The sequence below is a fragment of the Pseudomonas sp. LF020 genome (assembly GCF_053456425.1).
The window spans coordinates 209,034-226,949 of sequence record NZ_JBRFIX010000008.1; the positions used below are offsets into that span (position 1 = coordinate 209,034).

Consider the following 17,916-nt stretch of genomic DNA (forward strand, 5'->3'; position numbering starts at 1 on the left):
TTACAACCCGCGCACGTCGCGGTCTTCAATCGGCCGGCTCTGGCGCAGACGGCGCCCACCGAGCACCACCCAGTCAATCAGACGAATCAGGCACTCGATGCCGAACGACAGCAGCAACGCGCCGCTCATGCCCCAGATCATCGCTTCCGGGGTCAGCAGGATCTGGTAGCTGTAGCCGTTCCAGGTTTCTTTGCGGATGTCCGGGTCGGCGGCCAGCACCACTTGCAGGAAACGGATGTACCACGGGCCCTGCATCGCCTGGAACTGTTTATCCAGTGCTATCTGGCGGTTGAGCAAGGTGCTCAGGCTGTCGGCATCGCTGCGAAATACCGGATCGTCACTGGCGCGGTAATGCGCGACCAGCGCCTGCAAGTCGCCCTTGAAGAACTGCTCGGCGGTACCCTGGAAGCCGCGCAGACCGGTCTGCGCTTCGATCAAATGGGCTTCGACACGTTTCGCGTAATCGTTGATGAATCCCGGCACCTGGACACCGATCAACAGGCCCGCCGCAAACAACACCAGCCGTAGATAACTGAGCAACATCGAGGAGAGATCCTTTATTCGGTCGTGCCCTGGCTGACGCATTCGCCGCGTCGCCACAGGCTCCATTGGCCCGGTTGGTAACGGGTCCAGGTTTCATTTTCGGTCAAAGGCTCGGTGGCGATCACCGTGACCACGTCGTTGGGCGTGGTTTCCGCCTGGAAATCGACGATCACATCGACATCCTTGAGCCGCGCCGGGCCGAACGGTGCGCGCCGGGTGATCTGTGCCAGTTTGGTCGAGCAATAGCAGAACAGCCAGTCGCCGTCGCTGAGCAGGCAGTTGAACACACCTTTGCTGCGATATTCGGCGCAGGCGGCGACAAGATCCGGCAGCAGCACTTCTATATCGACCGGTTCGGGGAAGGCTGCACGCACCCGGTTGAGCAGATCGCAGAACGCTGCTTCGCTGTCGGTGTCGCCCACCGGGCGGTAGAAACTCTTGATCGGGGTGAAGTCGGCGAGCTGGCCGTTGTGCGCGAAACACCAGTTGCGCCCCCACAGTTCGCGGACGAACGGGTGGGTGTTGGACAGGCAGACCTTGCCGACGTTGGCCTGACGAATGTGGCCGATGACCACTTCGCTCTTGATCGGATAGCGCTGCACCAGGTTGGCGACTTCCGACTCGCTGCTGGCGGCCGGATCCTGGAACAGGCGCAAGCCACGACCTTCATAGAAGGCGATGCCCCAGCCGTCGCGGTGCGGGCCGGTACGCCCGCCGCGCTGCATCAGGCCGGTGAAGCTGAACACGATATCGGTCGGCACGTTGGCACTCATGCCCAGTAGTTCACACATGTGCTGACTCTCGTGATTACAGACGCGGCTCGACGCGCATGCGCTGCGGATTGTTCGGCAAGGGCGGGCGACCGTAACGGTCATCACCGGCCCCGCCAAACGGCTGATCGTCGTCGCGATCATCGGCACGCGCCGCCGCCTTGGCGGCTTCGGCCTGCTCGCGGCGGGCGCGGGAGGCGCGCTCGATCGGGAAGCGGATCAACACGAAAATCAGGTAAATGCCGAACGCAATCATGCCGTACATGAACAGGTCGGAAATCGCCCGCCAGGCGTTGTTGCCGACCTTGAAGGCCAAGTCCAGCGCGGTAATGGCGATCGACGGCGCGACCTTGGCTTTCACCGGGTCAATGATGGTCGGGCTGAACAGCAACACCGCCATCAGCACCCGCAGCGGCTCGCGCAGCCAGCGCCACATCCAGCGGGTCAGGCGCATCCATACCAACAGGCAGCCCACAGCGGCAAAGGCGTAGAGGCCCCAGGCGATCAGATAGTCGTTCTCGGTCATGGTGTCCATGGCAAGGCAGGCAAAGAGGCGCTTATAGTAACGACTTTTCGCCCGTCAGGCTTGTCCCAATGCCAGACGGCCAACAGCAAACCCTGTGGGAGCGAGCTTGCTCGCGAAAGCGTCGGGTCAGTGAAACAAATGTCATCTGACAGGACGCCTTCGCGAGCAAGCTCGCTCCCACAGGGGAGTGCGATGGTTTCAAGAGCTGCGAAAACCCTTATTCCGTAAATGTCCGAGAGCCTTCCATGCCCGAATCCGCCCACGTCATCCGCGCCCCGATCGCCCGCAAGGCTGCCGGTGCCGACCCGTATGCCTGGCTGCAGGAACGCGACACCGACGCGGTGCTCGACTACCTCAAGGCTGAAAACGCCTATCAGGAAGCACAGACCGCCGATCAGGCCGCCCTGCGCGAAAGCCTGTTCGAGGAGATCAAGGGCCGGATCCTCGAAACCGACCTGTCCCTGCCCTCGCCGTGGGGGCCGTATCTGTATTACACGCGCACCACGGCGGGTGACGAATACGCCCGCCATTACCGTTGCCCGTGTCCGGCCGACGACAGCCTGACCCTCGACGAAAGCCGCGAGCAATTGCTGCTCGATCCCAACGTGCTGGCCAATGGCGGCTTCTTCTCGCTCGGCGCGTTCAGCATCAGCCCGGATCACCAGCGTCTGGCCTACAGCGTCGATGCCTCGGGCGACGAGATTTACACGCTGTTCGTCAAGGAACTGGCCAATGACAAGGTCAGCGAACTGGAGTTTCAGGACTGCGACGGCAGCATGACCTGGGCCAACGACAGCCTGACCCTGTTCTTCGGCGTGCTCGACGATACTCATCGCCCGCACAAACTGTTTCGCTATCGCCTCGACGGCACCGCCGCCGAAGAGGTGTTCCACGAGCCGGACGGGCGTTTCTTCCTGCATTGCTACCGCTCCAGTTCCGAGCAGCAATTGCTGCTGACCCTGGGCAGCAAAACCACCAGCGAAGTCTGGGCACTGGACGCGCATCAACCGCATCTGCCCTTCACTTGCATGGCGCCACGGGTCGAGGATCACGAATACGATGTTGACCACGGCGCGCTGGATGGCGTGTGGACGTGGTTCATCCGCACCAATCGCGACGGCATCAACTTCGCCCTGTATCAGGCGCCGGACACCGGTGTCGTGCCCAGCGAAGCCGACTGGCAGCAACTGGTTCCGCACAGCGACACGGTGATGCTCGACGGCGTGACGCTGAACGCCGAGGCCATGACCCTGAGCCTGCGCGAAGGCGGCTTGCCGGTCATCGAAGTTCACCCGCAAGGGCAGATGCCGTATCGCGTGCAACTGCCGGACGCGGCCTACAGCCTTTATGTGCAAAACAGTCTGGAGTTCGAGAGCGACCGCATTCGTCTGCGTTACGAGGCGTTGAACCGTCCGGCGCAGGTACGGCAGTTGATCCTCGCGAGCGGCGAGCAAACCGTCCTGAAAGAAACCCCGGTGCTCGGCCCGTTCGACGCCGACGCTTACGTCAGCCAACGCCTGTGGGCCACGGCGCCGGACGGCACACAGGTGCCGATCAGTCTGGTGATGAAACGCGAGATGGTCGGCAAGCCGGTGCCGCTGTATCTGTACGGTTATGGCGCCTACGGTTCCAGCCTCGATCCGTGGTTTTCCCACGCGCGTCTGAGCCTGCTGGATCGCGGCATGGCTTTCGCCATCGCCCACGTGCGTGGCGGCGGTGAACTGGGCGAAGCCTGGTATCGCGCCGGCAAACAGGAACACAAACACAACACCTTCAGCGACTTCATTGCCTGCGCCGAATTCCTGATCCTCAACGGCATCACCACCGCCGAGAAACTGGCGATCAGCGGCGGCAGCGCTGGCGGCTTGTTGATTGGCGCGGTGCTCAATCAGCGCCCGGACCTGTTCGGCGTGGCGATTGCCGAAGTGCCGTTTGTCGACGTACTCAACACCATGCTCGACCCGGACTTGCCGCTGACCGTCACCGAATACGACGAATGGGGTAACCCGGAAGAGCCGGACGTCTACGAGCGGATCAAGGCGTACGCGCCGTACGAAAATGTCACTGCGCAGGCTTATCCGGCAACCCTGGTGATCGCCGGCTACAACGACAGTCGCGTGCAGTACTGGGAGGCGGCCAAGTGGGTGGCGAAACTGCGCGCGACCAAGACCGACGACAACCTGCTGCTGCTCAAGACCGAACTCGGCGCCGGACATGGCGGCATGAGCGGGCGTTATCAGGGATTACGTGACGTAGCGCTCGAATATGCATTTGTGTTCAAGGTTTTGGGCCTCGCCTGAGGAACTCCGTCGGTCACTTGGGTCTTAACTCCAGAACCAAGAGGCCGATACACCACAGATCCCTGTAGGAGCTGCCGAAGGCTGCGATCTTTTGATCTTGATTTTTTGAAAGACAAGATCAAAAGATCGCAGCCTTCGGCAGCTCCTACAGTGGACGGTGTAAGCCTGGAATCAGTGAAAACAATAAAGACCGCAATGACATGTCAGAACCCACCCTGCTGAACAACGAAATTCGCGATTGGCTGATGGACTGTGGCCTGTTCGATCAATTGCAACTGGCGGACTTTGCCGCGGCCTCGGGCTACTTCAGCATCAGCACCGTGGCTGAGGGCGAGGCGATTTTCCGTGAGGGCGATGCCGGCAGTTTCATGTGCATCCTCCACACTGGCCAGGTCGCGGTGCAAAAAACTGGCCCTGACGGTCAGGTCATCACCATGGCCACCCTGCGCAGCGGTCGGGCCTTCGGCGAAATGGCCGTGCTCGACGGCGAACGCCGTTCGGCCACTTGCATCGCGGCGAGCAATTGCCAACTGCTCAACCTGGGCAAGGACTCGCTGGAAAAAATGCTCAACGACGCGCCGAAGATCGCCGCGAAAATCATCCGCGCCCTCGCCGTCTCCCTCTCCAAACGCCTGCGCATGGCCGACGGCCAACTGGCGGCGCAACAGGTTTAACCGCCGGGGGATTTGACCTTGCTGCCGCTCGGCTCGATGCCCGGCACTGGTTGATCCTTGCTCGGCGGGCTGGGCATTTCGATTGGCACCAGCGGCGGGCTGCCACTGCCGGCACCGGCCTTCGGTGCGCTGATCGGGGTGATTTGCGGATACGGCGTCGGTGTCGCGGTTCCCGGCGAGCCAGGTTGCGGCGTCGGGCTGACCGGAATGGTCTGCTGCGCCTGCACTGCAGTAATCGAGAGCGCGGCCAGGGCAATGACCGTTAGAATGGTGCGCTTCATCAAGGGCTCCGTTTGGCCTTTAGTCTGCGCTCAGGCTACTCCCAACGGGCCTGCTTGCCTTCCCCCTTGTAGAGATTTCCATGAAACGTTTCGTTCTGCTCGACACCACGCCGATCCCTGACAACGGTGGCGCCCTGTGCCTGTTCGAGTATGGCGAGGATTTCGTCATCAAGATCCAGGGCGGCGACGGCGGGCAATTGATGAACACGCGCATGCACGGTTCCGAAGATGCGCTGGCCGAAATCCCTTGCCGCAAGGTCGCCGGCCGGCCGAATTCACGGGTGTTGATCGGCGGTCTGGGCATGGGCTTCACCCTCGCCTCGGCGCTCAAGCATCTGGGCAAGAGCGCCGAAGTGGTGGTCGCCGAACTGGTGCCTGGCGTGGTCGAGTGGAATCGCGGGCCGCTCGGTGAAAAGTCCGGACGACCGTTGCTCGACCCGCGCACGGTGATCCGTCAGGACGACGTGGCCAAGGTGCTGCAAAGCGAGCCGAACGGTTTTGACGCGATCATGCTCGATGTCGACAACGGCCCCGAAGGCCTGACCCAGAAGGCCAACAGCTGGCTGTACTCCGCCGCTGGCCTCAACGCCTGCGCCAAGGCCCTGCGACCCAAGGGCGTGCTGGCGGTATGGTCGGCCAGCGCCGACCGACAGTTTTCCGACAAATTGAAGAAGGCCGGCTTCAAGGCCGAAGAAGTCCAGGTCTTCGCCCACGGCAACAAGGGCACCCGCCACACGATCTGGATTGCCGAGAAGCTCAAGGGCTGAGCTAAACTCTGCACATAACCGTCATCAGTCTTTTTACAAAGGTGAACCCATGAGTTCGTCCACCCCGACCAACACGTCGAAGCTCGATCGCATCCTTGCCGACAACCAGCGCGACAAGGAAATGGGCTACCGCGACAAGGCCCTGAAAATGTACCCGCACGTCTGCGGCCGCTGCGCCCGTGAGTTTTCCGGCAAGCGCCTGAGCGAACTGACCGTGCACCACCGCGACCACAACCACGACAACAACCCGCAGGACGGCTCGAACTGGGAGCTGTTGTGCCTGTACTGCCACGACAATGAACACTCGCGCTACACCGACCAGCAATACTTCGGCGACGGCTCGCTGAGCACGCCGAAAATCGCCAAGGCCACGCATAACCCGTTCGCCGCCCTCGCCGGGCTGATGAAAAAAGAAGATTAAAGATCTTCAGCGCCTGAACTGGCTTCATCGCTGGCAAGCCAGCTCCCACAATGATTTTGGTCGCTCACAAATTTTGTGAACACCCGAGATACCTGTGGGAGCTGGCTTGCCAGCGATGAGGCCAGACCAGACACCACAGATCTCGAATCTGCCCGCCCTCCCCCAATCCCCGTATAATCGCCCTCTTTTTCCCGAAGGCACCCCGCTCGTGGCAGACAAACGTTACAGCTGCATTGGTTTGTACAACCCCAAGTCACCGGAGAACGTCGGTTCGGTGATGCGCGCCGCAGGCTGTTACGGCGTGGCGTCGGTGTTCTACACCGGCAAGCGTTATGAACGCGCCGCCGATTTCGTCACCGACACCAAGCGCGTGCACTACGATATTCCGCTGATCGGCATCGACGACCTGAAAAAGATCCTCCCGCTCAACTGCGTCCCGGTCGCCGTGGAACTGGTCGAGGGCGCCCGCCCGCTGCCGGAATACACCCACCCGGATCGCGCGCTGTATATCTTCGGCCCGGAAGACGGCTCGCTGGACAAAGAGATCCGCGACTGGTGCGAAGACGTGGTGTACATCCCGACCACCGGCTGCATGAACCTCGCCGCCACAGTCAACGTCGTGCTCTACGACCGCATGGCCAAGGGCCTGAATACCCGCTCCGGGCCGAAATTCCGCTGAAACGTCGCACATCCGATGGAACGAGCCGGCCGCTGCGGCAGTCAGCTTATCTATCTATTGCACATTGCCTGGGAGACAGATCATGACCGAACTCAAACGCGTCCAACGTATCGATTCCACCCCGTTCCAGAGCCCGACCGAGCAGAACGTCCAGGGCTGGGAGCGCATCGGCTCGCTGGCCGGTGGCGTGATCATGGTCGGCAAGGGCCTGCGCCGTGGCGGCGTGTTCGGTCTGATTCAGGTGGCGATTGGCGGCGTGGCGATGGCTAGGGGCATCACCGGGCATAGCTCGGTGAAAAGCTTGCTGGAAAAAAGCCGTCAAGACATCAACAACGTGCGGGCGAAGATCGAGCGTGCGGGGGAAGAACTGAGCCAGCTCAAGGCCAATGCCGAGGCGGCGACCAGCACCGCGACGGTGACCGGCAACGATTCGGTGAAATCGCCGAAAGCCGGGGTTTAAAAGCAAAAGATCGCAGCCTGCGGCAGCTCCTACAGAGATTGGTGCAGGAGCTGCCGCAGGCTGCGATCTTTTGATCTTTACTGCAACAACGCGGTATCGAGGACTTTGGAGGACTCGCCCAGAACACTCTCAGCCAGTTGCACAAACTCTTTAGTACTCACCGTCCCCAGATGCATCGCCCCACGCAACACATCATCCAGCGAGCGCTTGTTGCGCGTCTTCAGACGAATCTCGCGATCCAGTTCCTGCAAGACAATTACCGCTTTCGCAAGCTGCGCAGAGCTGATCTGTTCGCCGCGCAAGGTCGTGACTTTCTGACTGTCCTGGGTCAGTCTCGCCTGCAACGCCTGATAGCGCTCATCGCTCATGCCCCCGGCACGTCGCACCAATTCGATCGCGTAATACTCGGCAAAGCCTTCGCTGATCCAGTCGCTGCGCTGCTCGTCGTTGATTCGCCCAAATATCTGCGCCAACTCACGCACCAGCGCACTGCTGCCGCTCTCGCTGACCAGCGGCAAACGCGTGTTCAGGTAAATGGACTCATGCGCCCCGAGGCTGCCGCGCCACATCGGGTCGCTGGCGCCGACGATCAGCAGTTTTTTCGGATGCCGGGGATAGACCGCTTGCACCTGCGGCCAGACGAACGTCAGCAAGGTCAGCACATCCATGCGCCGCATGCCCTGCCCTTGCGGTGAGGCCACGGTGACTTCGGTTTCGCCCAGGCGCGTGCGGCGGCTGCCGAGATGACCGGCGAGCATCCAGCCGGTCGGGCGGTCGAACAGGCGGGACGGGTTGTCGATGCGGAATTTGTTCTTGCCGATGCGCGGCCAGGCGGTTTCGACGCTGTTCCAGCCTTCAGGCAATTCGAATTGCAGGCGCGCGACCAGTTCGGTGCCATCCTGTTGATCGAGTTTTGCAGGGGGCACCAATTCGTCGCCACGCATCAACGCCCAACTCGGCGTCATGCGCGTGTCGAACGTGCCGTTCTTGCGGCCGTGGCTGATGCGTACGCGGTAGGTCAGGCTGGCCTTTTCGCTCGCGGGCCGCCACACGCCACGGGCCAACTTGCCCGGGGTCAGCAGCCATTGGCCGTCGGCCTTGAAGTCGCTGTAGTGGCTGCCGTCGCCGAGGTCGAAATCGAGACTTCGCACCGCCTCGCCTTTGGCCAAGGTCAGGCGCACTTCGGCCTGATCGCTTTGCGGCAACAGGCGCACGTGGTAATCCAGATCGACTTTCTTCGCCGCCCACACCGGTGCGCTCAGCGCCAGCAGGCCGATCAGCGATGCCCGCAGCAATCCCCCAGCCATACACACTCCTTGTTGAATCCTGGAAACCCTTGGTGTTTAACCGGCGCGGAAAATCAGGTGATCTTCCCAGTCGTCCTCCGGCACGCTGCCTTCGGCGAGCATGCGCCCGGACTGGGAAATCCGTTCGTGGTGCACGGCGTCACGATCGCCGCACACCAAGTGGTGCCACAACGGCAGATCCTTGCCTTCGCTGACCAGACGATAACCGCAGGTCGGCGGTAGCCATTTGAATTCTTCAGCCTGGCCCGGAGTGAGCTGGATACAGTCCGGGACAAACTTGATGCGATTCGGGTAGTCGCTGCACTGGCAGGTCTTCAGGTCCAGCAGTTTGCAGGCGATGCGCGTGTAATAGACGCTGTTGTCTTCTTCATCTTCGAGTTTCTGCAGGCAGCACAGACCGCAGCCGTCGCACAGCGATTCCCATTCCTCGTGATCCAGTTGCTCGAGGGTTTTGCGTTTCCAGAACGGTTCGACTTTGGCGGCCATGGCTCAAGCATCAACATCAGGTGGTGAAAAGGCCGCCAGTCTAGTGCCCAAGGCCTTGCGGGCCAAGCGCTGGCGACTGTCGGTAAATCGCGCTTGTCAGCCGAATCGCCGCCCAGTAGGGTTTTGCCACGAATTCATGACGCAAATACAGCAAGGAATCTTTCGATGAGTACCAACCCTCGCGTTGCCGATTACGCCATTCACCCGCAGTTCACCGACCGCTGGTCGCCCCGCGCCTTCACTGGCGAAGCGATCCCGGAAGAAACCCTGCTGAGCTTTTTCGAAGCCGCACGCTGGGCGCCGTCGGCGTACAACTCGCAGCCGTGGCGCTTTCTCTATGCGCGTCGTGATACGCCGAACTGGGAGCGCTTTCTTGGTCTGCTGAACGAGTTCAACCGCGGCTGGGCGCAACACGCTTCGGCGCTGGTGATCGTGATGTCGAAAACCACGTTCACCGCACCCGGTGCCAGTGAAGAGTCCCCGGCGTTGTGGCACACCTTCGACACCGGTTCGGCCTGGGGCCACCTGGCGCTGCAAGCGAGCATCAGCGGCTGGCACACCCACGGCATGGCCGGTTTCGATCAGGAGCTGACCCGCAAGGAGCTGAATATTCCTGAAGGTTATGCGCTGCATGCGGCGGTCGCTGTCGGCAAGCTGGGTGACAAGGCAACTCTGGCCGAGTACCTGCAGGCCCGTGAAGAACCGAGCCCGCGTCGTCCGCTGAGTGAGCTGGCGGCGGAAGGCAGCTTCACCCTTTAAACGCAAAAGATCGCAGCCTTCGGCAGCTCCTACATTGATCCCTGTAGGAGCTGCCGAAGGCTGCGATCTTTTAATTACACCTCAGTAACCGCGGTTGAAATCCACTTCCCCGCGCAACGCTTCTCCCGCCTGATACGCCTTCAGGTTCTCGACGAACAACTGCACCATCAATGCCGGCGACGTCGGTGCCGAGCTGTGCCCGGTCAGCAGCAGGCCCCAAGCGGTCCAGAACGGATGGCGTTGCGGCAGCGGCTCCTGACGGCAGACGTCGATTACTGCACCGGCCAGATGCCCTTCCTTCAAAGCTTCCACCAGATCCGCGTCAACCACTGCCACGCCGCGTCCGACGTTGATGAACAAGCCGGTCGGCTTGAACTGCTTGAACAGCGCCGCGTCGTAAATGTCGTGGGTATGTTCAGTATTCGGCAGCAGATTGACCACATAATCGACCGCGCCCACCAGCCGCGGCAGATCCGCCATCGAGCCGACTTCGACGAACGGCGCCTGCTCGCGCGCGCTGCTGGCGATGCCGTACAACTCGACGCCGAACGGCAACAGAAACTGCGCCACGCTCTGGCCGATATCGCCGGTGCCGACGATCAGCACCTTGCGCCCGACCAGACTCTGGCCGGTGCGGTTGTCCCACTTGCGCTCGACCTGGCTGACCAGACGCGCCAGCACTTCCCGCTCGTGACCGAGCATGTAGGTCAGCACGTATTCGGCCATTACCTGACCGAAGATCCCCACCGCGCGAGTCAGACGGTAATCGCGGCGCAGACCGTCGGCGAGCAGCGGCGTGATGCCGGCCCAGGTCGATTGCAGCCATTGCGGTTGATGGCCCTGACGCAGCAGGGTCGCCAGCAGATCCGGCTGCCCCAGCCACACCGGGCAATCGGCCGCCTGACGGGCCAGTTCGGCAGAGTCGCCACTGGTCAGTACTTCAAGTTCGGGGGCCGCCTGACGCAGCAGCCGGGCGTACACCGCGTGGTCGTGTTCAGCAATCAGAACGCGCATCTTCAAACCTTTCGCAAACCGTGCAGGCAACCGCCGAAAGAGCCGTGCTCCTTCGTGGCGGTCGTCGCCGTAAAATCAGTTCCAGGGTGGCAAGAGGCCCAGAACAGGGCCTCGCAGATCAGACCGGGTCGTTGCGTCGCAGCAATTCTTCGGGCAGGTGTTCGATGTACTCGTCCTCGGCCGGTGGCATCTGCAGGTGATAGCCCTGCTTGTCGAGGTTTTCCAGGACCACGACGATGTCCTCGCTGGCCAGCTTGCGCTCAGGCGACAGCACCAGATCGAACGAATGTTTCGGCTTGCCGAAAGCAGCCATCAGTGCCTCGGGTACGCGCTCAAGCGCATCGCTCTTGAGCACATAAAGGTACATTCCGCTTCGCTTGGAGCTTTGGTAAATGGAGCAAATACGTTTCAAGGCTGTTCTCCGGCGGTGGCCAGGCTGTCGAGCAGCTTCTGGCCCATGAGTTCGCGGCGCCAGCCACGCAGCGACTCAGGCAATTGATAGGGGCCCTCGGGGAAGCCGCTTTTGACCAGCGCTTCGAGGGTTTTCTTGCGCAGCATCAGTTCCGGTGCGATACCCAGACGCTCAGCTTCGACCTGGCCGAGGGCGCGCAGTTGCTTGATCAGCGCCGCCGCTTCGACCGGCAATGGTTCCGGCACCGCCGGCGGCCATTGATCAGGCCCCACACTGCCAGAGCGCTTGATCAGATCAAGCAGAAATTGGCCGTCCTGACGCACGGTACGCGGGTGCATGTCTTCGATCTTGCCCAGCGCGGCGAGGTTGTCCGGTTGCGTGCGGGCCAGCGGCCACAGCGAGTGTTCACGGACGATGCGGTTGCGCGGCAGATCACGGGCACGCGCTTCTTTTTCACGCCAGGCGCACAGCTCACGCAGCACCGCCAGTTGCGCGCGGGACAGTTTCCACGCCAGTTTGGCTTCGCGATAGACCTCGTACGGGTCGGTCTCGCGGCGCAGGTTGGCCACCAGTTCGGCGCCGTCCTCCAGCACCCAGGCGAATTTGTCGTCAGACAGTTTCGGCCGCAGCTGTACGAAAACTTCCGCCAGATGCACCGCGTCTTCGGCGGCGTAGCTGATTTGTGTGTCGGAAAGTGGACGCTGCAACCAGTCGGAACGGGTTTCGCCCTTCGGCAGCTCGATACCGAGTACTTCTTGCACCAGTCGCGAATAGCCCATCGAGAACCCGAGGTTCAGGTAGGCCGCTACCAATTGTGTGTCGAACAGTGGCGCCGGCAGGCTGCCGGTCAGGCGCAGCAACACTTCGAGGTCTTCGCTGCAGGCATGCAGGACTTTGAGCACCGCCGGATTTTCCAGCAACGTCGCCAGCGGTTGCCAGGCGTCGATGGTCAGCGGATCGATCAGGTAGGCGCGTTTGCCGTCACCGACCTGCAGCAAACCGGCAATCGGGTAGAAGGTGTCGACCCGCATGAATTCGGTGTCGAGGGCAACGAACGGCAGTTGCTGCCACTCGGCGCAAAACTGCGCGAGGCTTTCGTTGTCGCGAATCCAGTGAATATCGATGGCCACACGGCTCTCCCTTGAAGAATGGCGCGCAGTATATATCGCCGCCGGCGTTTTACGCGCCTGCGCTGGGCCAGAGCTGTAACGAAATGTCCTGCCAGAGAGAAAGAATAGTCTTACAGCGTGATTGGCAAGATAAATCCGTCCCGTGTAGGAGCTGCCGCAGGCTGCGATCTTTTGATCTTGATCTTGGTCTTGAAAAACAAGATCAAAAGATCGCAGCCTGCGGCAGCTCCTACAGTGGGGAGAGTGATATTTAGTTTTTAAATAATGCTCGGGAAATCTGATTTGCCGATAGGCGCGCCGCGCCGCCTAATCGACAGCCTCCGCAATCCAGAGTCTGCCGATGGAAAACGTCCGCGCCACCTCCCGCCCCGCTGTCTGGCTGATGTTCGGGATCATTCTCGTCGCGCTCAATCTGCGCCCCTCCATGGCCGCCGTCGGGCCGTTGCTGTCGGCGATTCGTGGCGACATCCCGCTGAGCTTCAGCGCGGCTTCGCTGCTGACCATGCTGCCGGTAATGGCGATGGGGCTGGCGATGTTTTTTGGCATCGGCATCAGCCGACGCTTGGGCGAGCAACGCACGGTGATCCTGTCATTGTCGATCATCGGCCTGGCGACGCTGTCGCGGCTGATGCTCGATTCGGCGCCGCAATTGATTGGCAGCGCGGTGCTGGCCGGGATGGGTATCGCCTTGATTCAGGCGCTGATGCCGGTGCTGATCAAGTCACGCTTCCCCGACCATGTGGCGCTGTGCATGGGCCTGTATGTCACGTCGATCATGGGCGGCGCCGCGCTCGCCGCCTCATTCTCGCCGCTGGTGCTGCTGCAGACCGGCAGCTGGCGCATCGGGCTGGGGATCTGGGCAGCACTGGCCTTGCTCGCGTTGCTGGCCTGGTGGACACAGTCGATTCCGCCATCCATCCAGAACACGCCTGTAGGAAAAGAGTCCTTCATGCGTAATTCCCGTGCCTGGCTGCTGGCCCTCTTCTTCGGCCTCGGCACGGCATCCTACACCTGCGTACTCGCCTGGCTGGCGCCGTACTACGTGGAACAAGGCTGGAGCGAACAGCACGCCGGGCTGCTGCTGGGTTTTCTGACCGCCATGGAGGTGATTTCCGGGCTGCTGACGCCGGCCATCGCCAACCGCAGCCGTGATCGCCGTGCCGTCCTCGCAGCGTTGCTGCTGATGATCATCGGCGGCTTCTGCGGACTGATCCTCAGCCCGCAACACCTCAGCCTGCTGTGGCCGTGCCTGTTGGGGCTGGGGATTGGCGGCTTGTTTCCGATGAGCCTGATCGTCTCGCTCGATCACCTCGACAACCCGCAGCGCGCCGGCAGCCTGACCGCGTTCGTGCAAGGCATCGGCTACTTGATCGCCGGACTTTCGCCGCTGCTCGCCGGAATCATCCGCGACCGCCTCGGCAGCTTTGAATGGGCCTGGTGGTCGCTGACCGCAGTGATGGTGGTGATGCTGCTGATAGTGCTGCGCTTTGACCCTCGGCAGTACGCCCGATACATCCGTTGAAGCCGAATGCCGCCGCCGGGCTAGAGGCCTGTTGCCATCTTTTTGCGCTTTATTTGCCGACGTCGTGTTACTAAAACTTTCTGTCCCACTGGCGACATCGAAACGTCCTACAGGGCTTTGTCCTGGCACCATCGTTCCGCTACGATCATGCGCACACGTTTGCGCGGATTCAGCGCAAGGAGCACAGCGGGACGGAACGGATGCTGAACAGTAACTTGCTTCGAAAGCTCGACATGCAGGACCTCATGGTGTTTATCGCCGTGTATGAGCAAAGCAGCGTCACGGATGTCTCGGAGACGCTGTGCGTCAGCCAGTCCACTGTCAGCTACTGCCTGAAAAAATTGCGCACCAGTTTCGAAGACGAGTTGTTCATCAACACCCGCACGGGCATGCGTCCCACCTACAAGGCCGGCACCATGTACGGTCATGTGCAGAAGATCCTCGAAAGCATCAACCTGTGCCACGCCGGCGCCCCGGCCTTCGATCCGACCCGGCAAGCGGTGACCTTCAATATCTGTGCCCCGGAATACTTTGAGCAACTGGTGTTGCCGCGCCTGTTGAAGCGTTTCGACTTCGACGATTTGCCGGTAGTGGTCAACATGCACAAGTTCGAGACCGATGTGCCCGCCGACGAACTGCGCGACGGCAGTCTCGACCTGGTGATCTGTTTCGGCCCCAACTTCCACCGCAGCCACACCGACCTTAAATCGCGGATGCTGCTGGAGGACGATCTGGTCTGTGTCTTCGACAAACGCGCCACGCCGCTGGAGCCGCGCCTGAGCCTGCAGGCCTTCACCGAGCGGCGCCATGTGTTCCCGACGCCGTGGACTTCCACCACCAACATGGTCGATGGCTGGCTGGCGCGTCAGGCGCAGAAACGGCAGATCGTCGCGCGCTCCAACAGCTACAGCGCGGCATTGAAAATGATCACCGGCACCGACTTCATCCTCACCTTGCCCCGACGCATCCAGCGCCTGCTGACCAAAGAGACGATATTCAATCACTGCGAGGCGCCGAACGGTCTGCCGGGATTCACCCTCGACATGCAGTGGAGCCAGAGCGCCGATCAGGACAGCGCCAACGTCTGGCTGCGCGAGCAGGTGATCAAGGTCTGCAGTGAGCTGGAAGCGGCCTGAGTCCTACACGCCGATGGCGGTCTTGGTGTAGGAGTCGCGGTCGATATCGAGCAATTCCACACACAACTGCACTTCGACTCCGGCCGGCCACTCGCACAAATCCTGCAACACCGCCAGCAGGCTATCCGAGAGCTGCTTCTTGATCTGCGGCGAACGACCGCTGAGCAGCGCCAGCTTCACATGGATGAAAGCACGCTCACCCATGCCGGTACCGACCTTGAAGGTCTCGACCTTCACCGCCCGGCTTTTGATATCGAACTCCGCAGCGAACTGACCAGAACCCACCAGCGTGTTGTTGAGCCGGATCAACGCCACATCAGCGTTCAACTGCGGCAGGTTGGCGGTGTATTCCATGTGCAGGTGTGGCATGGGGTGCTCCAGTCGGTCGGCAGAAAAGTCGTACATATACCACAGCGCTGGCCTACTCTCCTGCGGCTTTTTCCGAGGTTATCGAGGCCGACGCCTGACGCAATGCCAGGCTTTCCCACAGCGCTACCAGCACCACGATCGCCGTGGTCAGCGCCCCGAGCATCAGCGCCGAAAACCAGTGATTCAACGCCAGCGGCAGCGCCAGCATGAGCAGCACCAGCCCCGCCACATGCGACAAGGGTGGCAGCGGCCGGTCGGACATGACCCACTTGAACAGTGCATTGCCCAACAGAAACAGCCAAGGCCCGCCCACGATCACCAGGATCCCGGCGTCACTGGCATGATCCGGATGCACCAGCACCAGTTCGTCGGCCACCGCACTGACGATCACTCCGGCAACGATCAGCACGTGCAGGTAGGTGTAGGCGATGCGCGCCTGACGACCGGGATCGCTCGAATGCGCGATGCGGTGATGCGCGCGCTCGGCGCCGCTATCGAAGTACACCCACCACATGCCGATGCTGCCGAGTACCGCCACCAGAAACGCCATGACCCCGGTGGTACTCAGCGTCAGCTCGGCGAACGTCGCGCCGGTCACCAGCAACGATTCACCAAGAGCGATAATCACGAACAGCGCACAGCGCTCGGCCATGTGATTGCCTTCGACGTTCCAGTCACTCAACGACGAACGCCCCAGCCCCGGCACCCAGAAATACAGCGAAGGTGAAATCAGTTCGATCGCCAGCGCCAGCGCCCAACACAACAAACGTTGCTGCCCGTCAAGAAAGGCCCCGGCGATCCAGAACACGCCGGAGCACATCAACCACGCCAGAATCCGCTGGAAATTGCGGGTCATGCTCAGCGACTCGCCACGCACCGCCCAGATCGCGAACAGCGTACGCCCGACCTGCATGAACACGAACGCCGAGGCAAACATCAGCCCACGCTCGGTGAAAGCCTTGGGGATCGAGGACGACAGCAACAGACCGGCGATCATCAGCCCGAACAGCCCGAGGCGGATCGGCAGTTTTTCCGGGTCGAGCCAATTGGTGATCCACGAAGTGAAAATCCACACCCACCACACCGCGACCATCAACAGCGCCACCTGCACCGCGCCCAGAATCGACAACTGCGCAAGCAGCGAATGCGAGAGCTGAGTCACGGCAAACACGAACACCAGATCGAAAAACAGCTCGACCATGCCAACCTTGCCGCTGTCGAGACTGCCACGCCCACGCAGCAACGAACGGGAAATGCTCATGGGGACCGGCCTCCGCCAAGGTTATTGCCTTTGAGCAAAGCAGGCAGACCAAACGAACGCAAACCCTTATAGGAGTGAGCCTGCTCTCGAAAGCGCTGTGTCAGACAACATTGATGTGACTGACACACCTTCATCGCGAGCAGGCTCACTCCTACAGGGGAGATTTGTGGTGGGATTCAGGGCGCGGTCAGTGGCCGTTCACTCATGAACGCCTCAAGCCGCGAACGCAGCCAGCGCTCGGCCGGATCGCTGTCGACGTGGCTGAGCCAGACCATCGACAGATCCAGCATCGGCGTCTTGAACGGGAACGGTTCCTTGAACAGCAGCCCGGAAGCAGCCATGGCTTCAGCGGTGTAGTCCGGCAGGCTGGCGATCAGGTCAGTGCCAGCCAGCAACGCCGGCAGCGCACTGTATTGTGGCACCGACAACACCACATGCCGGGTGCGGCCGATTTCCGCCAGCCACTCATCGGCATAGCCGCTGATGTTGGCGGTGTGCGATACCAGCACGTGCGGGCGTGAACAGTATTCATCGAGGGTCAGCGGCGAATCCGAGGCATCGGCGCGCAGGATGCTCGGCTGGATATGCCGCAGCAATTTGCGCTTGGCATTGGCCGGCAGGCCTCGGGTCTGGCTGATGCCGACGGTGATGTCGCCGGCGGCCAGCAGATCGGGGATGCGCCAGTAATCGACGTGTTGCACCACGAACACCACGCTCGGTGCCTCTTGGCGCAGCGCCCGCAGCAACGGTGGCAGCAGGCCGAACTCGACGTCATCGGACAGGCCGATGCGGAACGTCATGTTGCTCACGGCCGGGTCGAAATCGTGGGTCAGGCTCAGCGCCACCGACAGCGAATCGAGCGCTGGCGACAGGTACTTGAACAGTTCCTCGGCCCGGGCCGTCGGCTCCATGCGATGGCCGACGCGAATGAACAGCGGATCATTGAACATCGCGCGCAAGCGATTGAGCGCCGAACTGATGGTCGGCTGGCCGAGAAACAGCTTCTCCGCCGCCCGGGTCACGTTGCGTTCGAGCATCAAGGTCTCGAACACCACCATCAGGTTGATGTCGGCCTTGCGTAATTCATTTCGATTCATCC

At 61.5% G+C, this 17,916-nt stretch carries 21 protein-coding genes; 9 read left to right on the forward strand and 12 right to left on the reverse strand.

From position 1 onward, the window contains the following. The 3 genes from ACU680_RS19815 to ACU680_RS19825 are packed head-to-tail and all read right to left on the reverse strand — an operon-like array spanning position 1 to position 1,848. On the reverse strand, positions 1–543 hold the full coding sequence (locus ACU680_RS19815; RefSeq protein ID WP_064586452.1) for a DUF2937 family protein: 543 nt from the start codon (positions 541–543) through the stop codon (positions 1–3). Between the two features lie 14 nt (positions 544–557). Further along, positions 558–1,334 carry a class II glutamine amidotransferase gene (locus tag ACU680_RS19820; RefSeq protein WP_007969599.1) on the reverse strand — a complete coding sequence of 259 codons (777 nt, stop codon included), beginning with the start codon at positions 1,332–1,334 and terminating at the stop codon, positions 558–560. Positions 1,335–1,350: 16 nt separating this feature from the next. Beyond that, the gene (locus ACU680_RS19825) at positions 1,351–1,848 is read right to left on the reverse strand and encodes a hypothetical protein (RefSeq protein WP_007969598.1); all 498 of its coding nucleotides are present in this window, start codon (positions 1,846–1,848) and stop codon (positions 1,351–1,353) included. Between the two features lie 236 nt (positions 1,849–2,084). Between ACU680_RS19825 and ACU680_RS19830 the strand changes: the two genes are divergently transcribed. After that, the gene (locus tag ACU680_RS19830) at positions 2,085–4,139 is read left to right on the forward strand and encodes a S9 family peptidase (protein WP_448180319.1); all 2,055 of its coding nucleotides are present in this window, start codon (positions 2,085–2,087) and stop codon (positions 4,137–4,139) included. Positions 4,140–4,339: 200 nt separating this feature from the next. Then, positions 4,340–4,813 carry a cyclic nucleotide-binding domain-containing protein gene (locus tag ACU680_RS19835; protein ID WP_007969596.1) on the forward strand — a complete coding sequence of 158 codons (474 nt, stop codon included), beginning with the start codon at positions 4,340–4,342 and terminating at the stop codon, positions 4,811–4,813. Here the strand turns inward: ACU680_RS19835 and ACU680_RS19840 are convergent. Continuing rightward, entirely contained in the window at positions 4,810–5,094 is a 285-nt protein-coding gene (locus ACU680_RS19840) for a hypothetical protein (protein ID WP_448180320.1), read from the reverse strand. The genes ACU680_RS19835 and ACU680_RS19840 overlap by 4 nt on opposite strands. An 80-nt stretch (positions 5,095–5,174) precedes the next feature. On the opposite strand from ACU680_RS19840, the gene ACU680_RS19845 reads away from it, so the two are divergent. The 4 genes from ACU680_RS19845 (at position 5,175) to ACU680_RS19860 (ending at position 7,421) form a co-directional block, all read left to right on the forward strand. Continuing rightward, entirely contained in the window at positions 5,175–5,861 is a 687-nt protein-coding gene (locus ACU680_RS19845) for a spermidine synthase (protein WP_047598150.1), read from the forward strand. A gap of 49 nt (positions 5,862–5,910) precedes the next feature. Then, positions 5,911–6,282 (forward strand): YajD family HNH nuclease, encoded by a 372-nt coding sequence (locus ACU680_RS19850; protein WP_003222612.1) that lies wholly within the window; start codon positions 5,911–5,913, stop codon positions 6,280–6,282. 208 nt (positions 6,283–6,490) lie between these two features. Beyond that, on the forward strand, positions 6,491–6,961 hold the full coding sequence (locus tag ACU680_RS19855; RefSeq protein WP_007911337.1) for an RNA methyltransferase: 471 nt from the start codon (positions 6,491–6,493) through the stop codon (positions 6,959–6,961). An 82-nt stretch (positions 6,962–7,043) separates the two neighbouring features. After that, on the forward strand, positions 7,044–7,421 hold the full coding sequence (locus ACU680_RS19860) for a YgaP family membrane protein (RefSeq protein ID WP_047598116.1): 378 nt from the start codon (positions 7,044–7,046) through the stop codon (positions 7,419–7,421). A 77-nt stretch (positions 7,422–7,498) separates the two neighbouring features. Here the strand turns inward: ACU680_RS19860 and ACU680_RS19865 are convergent, their stop codons facing one another. After that, complete coding sequence (locus ACU680_RS19865) at positions 7,499–8,728, reverse strand: hypothetical protein (protein ID WP_448180321.1); 1,230 nt, start codon at positions 8,726–8,728, stop codon at positions 7,499–7,501. Positions 8,729–8,764: 36 nt separating this feature from the next. After that, positions 8,765–9,214 (reverse strand): YcgN family cysteine cluster protein, encoded by a 450-nt coding sequence (locus ACU680_RS19870; RefSeq protein WP_027614519.1) that lies wholly within the window; start codon positions 9,212–9,214, stop codon positions 8,765–8,767. A 165-nt stretch (positions 9,215–9,379) separates the two neighbouring features. Between ACU680_RS19870 and ACU680_RS19875 the strand changes: the two genes are divergently transcribed. Next, positions 9,380–9,973, forward strand: coding sequence for a nitroreductase family protein (locus ACU680_RS19875; RefSeq protein WP_448180322.1), 594 nt, complete (start codon positions 9,380–9,382; stop codon positions 9,971–9,973). A gap of 81 nt (positions 9,974–10,054) precedes the next feature. On the opposite strand, the gene ACU680_RS19880 is transcribed toward ACU680_RS19875, so the two are convergent. The 3 genes from ACU680_RS19880 to rnd form a co-directional block, all read right to left on the reverse strand. Next, on the reverse strand, positions 10,055–10,987 hold the full coding sequence (locus ACU680_RS19880; RefSeq protein ID WP_003222601.1) for a D-2-hydroxyacid dehydrogenase: 933 nt from the start codon (positions 10,985–10,987) through the stop codon (positions 10,055–10,057). Between the two features lie 118 nt (positions 10,988–11,105). Further along, entirely contained in the window at positions 11,106–11,399 is a 294-nt protein-coding gene (locus ACU680_RS19885; protein WP_007963308.1) for a YcgL domain-containing protein, read from the reverse strand. Next, the gene (rnd, locus tag ACU680_RS19890; RefSeq protein WP_448180323.1) at positions 11,396–12,529 is read right to left on the reverse strand and encodes a ribonuclease D; all 1,134 of its coding nucleotides are present in this window, start codon (positions 12,527–12,529) and stop codon (positions 11,396–11,398) included. Before rnd ends, ACU680_RS19885 begins: the two co-directional genes overlap by 4 nt. Before the next feature lie 340 nt (positions 12,530–12,869). Here rnd and ACU680_RS19895 point away from each other — a divergent pair, with 340 nt between their 5' ends. Together ACU680_RS19895 and ACU680_RS19900 are read left to right on the forward strand one after the other, a co-directional pair. Continuing rightward, positions 12,870–14,051, forward strand: a complete 1,182-nt coding sequence (locus ACU680_RS19895; RefSeq protein WP_448180324.1) for a cyanate transporter — start codon at positions 12,870–12,872, stop codon at positions 14,049–14,051. 200 nt (positions 14,052–14,251) lie between these two features. Beyond that, positions 14,252–15,187 (forward strand): LysR family transcriptional regulator, encoded by a 936-nt coding sequence (locus ACU680_RS19900; RefSeq protein WP_448180325.1) that lies wholly within the window; start codon positions 14,252–14,254, stop codon positions 15,185–15,187. Between the two features lie 3 nt (positions 15,188–15,190). Here ACU680_RS19900 and ACU680_RS19905 read toward each other — a convergent pair whose 3' ends face one another. The 3 genes from ACU680_RS19905 to ACU680_RS19915 all read right to left on the reverse strand — a co-directional run bounded on the left by ACU680_RS19905 (position 15,191) and on the right by ACU680_RS19915 (position 17,914). Then, a complete protein-coding gene (locus ACU680_RS19905; RefSeq protein WP_025110650.1) occupies positions 15,191–15,556 on the reverse strand; it encodes a 5-carboxymethyl-2-hydroxymuconate Delta-isomerase in 366 nt (121 codons plus the stop codon). 52 nt (positions 15,557–15,608) lie between these two features. Further along, entirely contained in the window at positions 15,609–16,817 is a 1,209-nt protein-coding gene (locus ACU680_RS19910) for a low temperature requirement protein A (RefSeq protein ID WP_400759364.1), read from the reverse strand. A gap of 176 nt (positions 16,818–16,993) precedes the next feature. Further along, positions 16,994–17,914: a LysR substrate-binding domain-containing protein gene (locus ACU680_RS19915; RefSeq protein WP_027614510.1), complete on the reverse strand. Its 921-nt coding sequence runs from the start codon at positions 17,912–17,914 to the stop codon at positions 16,994–16,996. Positions 17,915–17,916 lie beyond the last annotated feature (2 nt).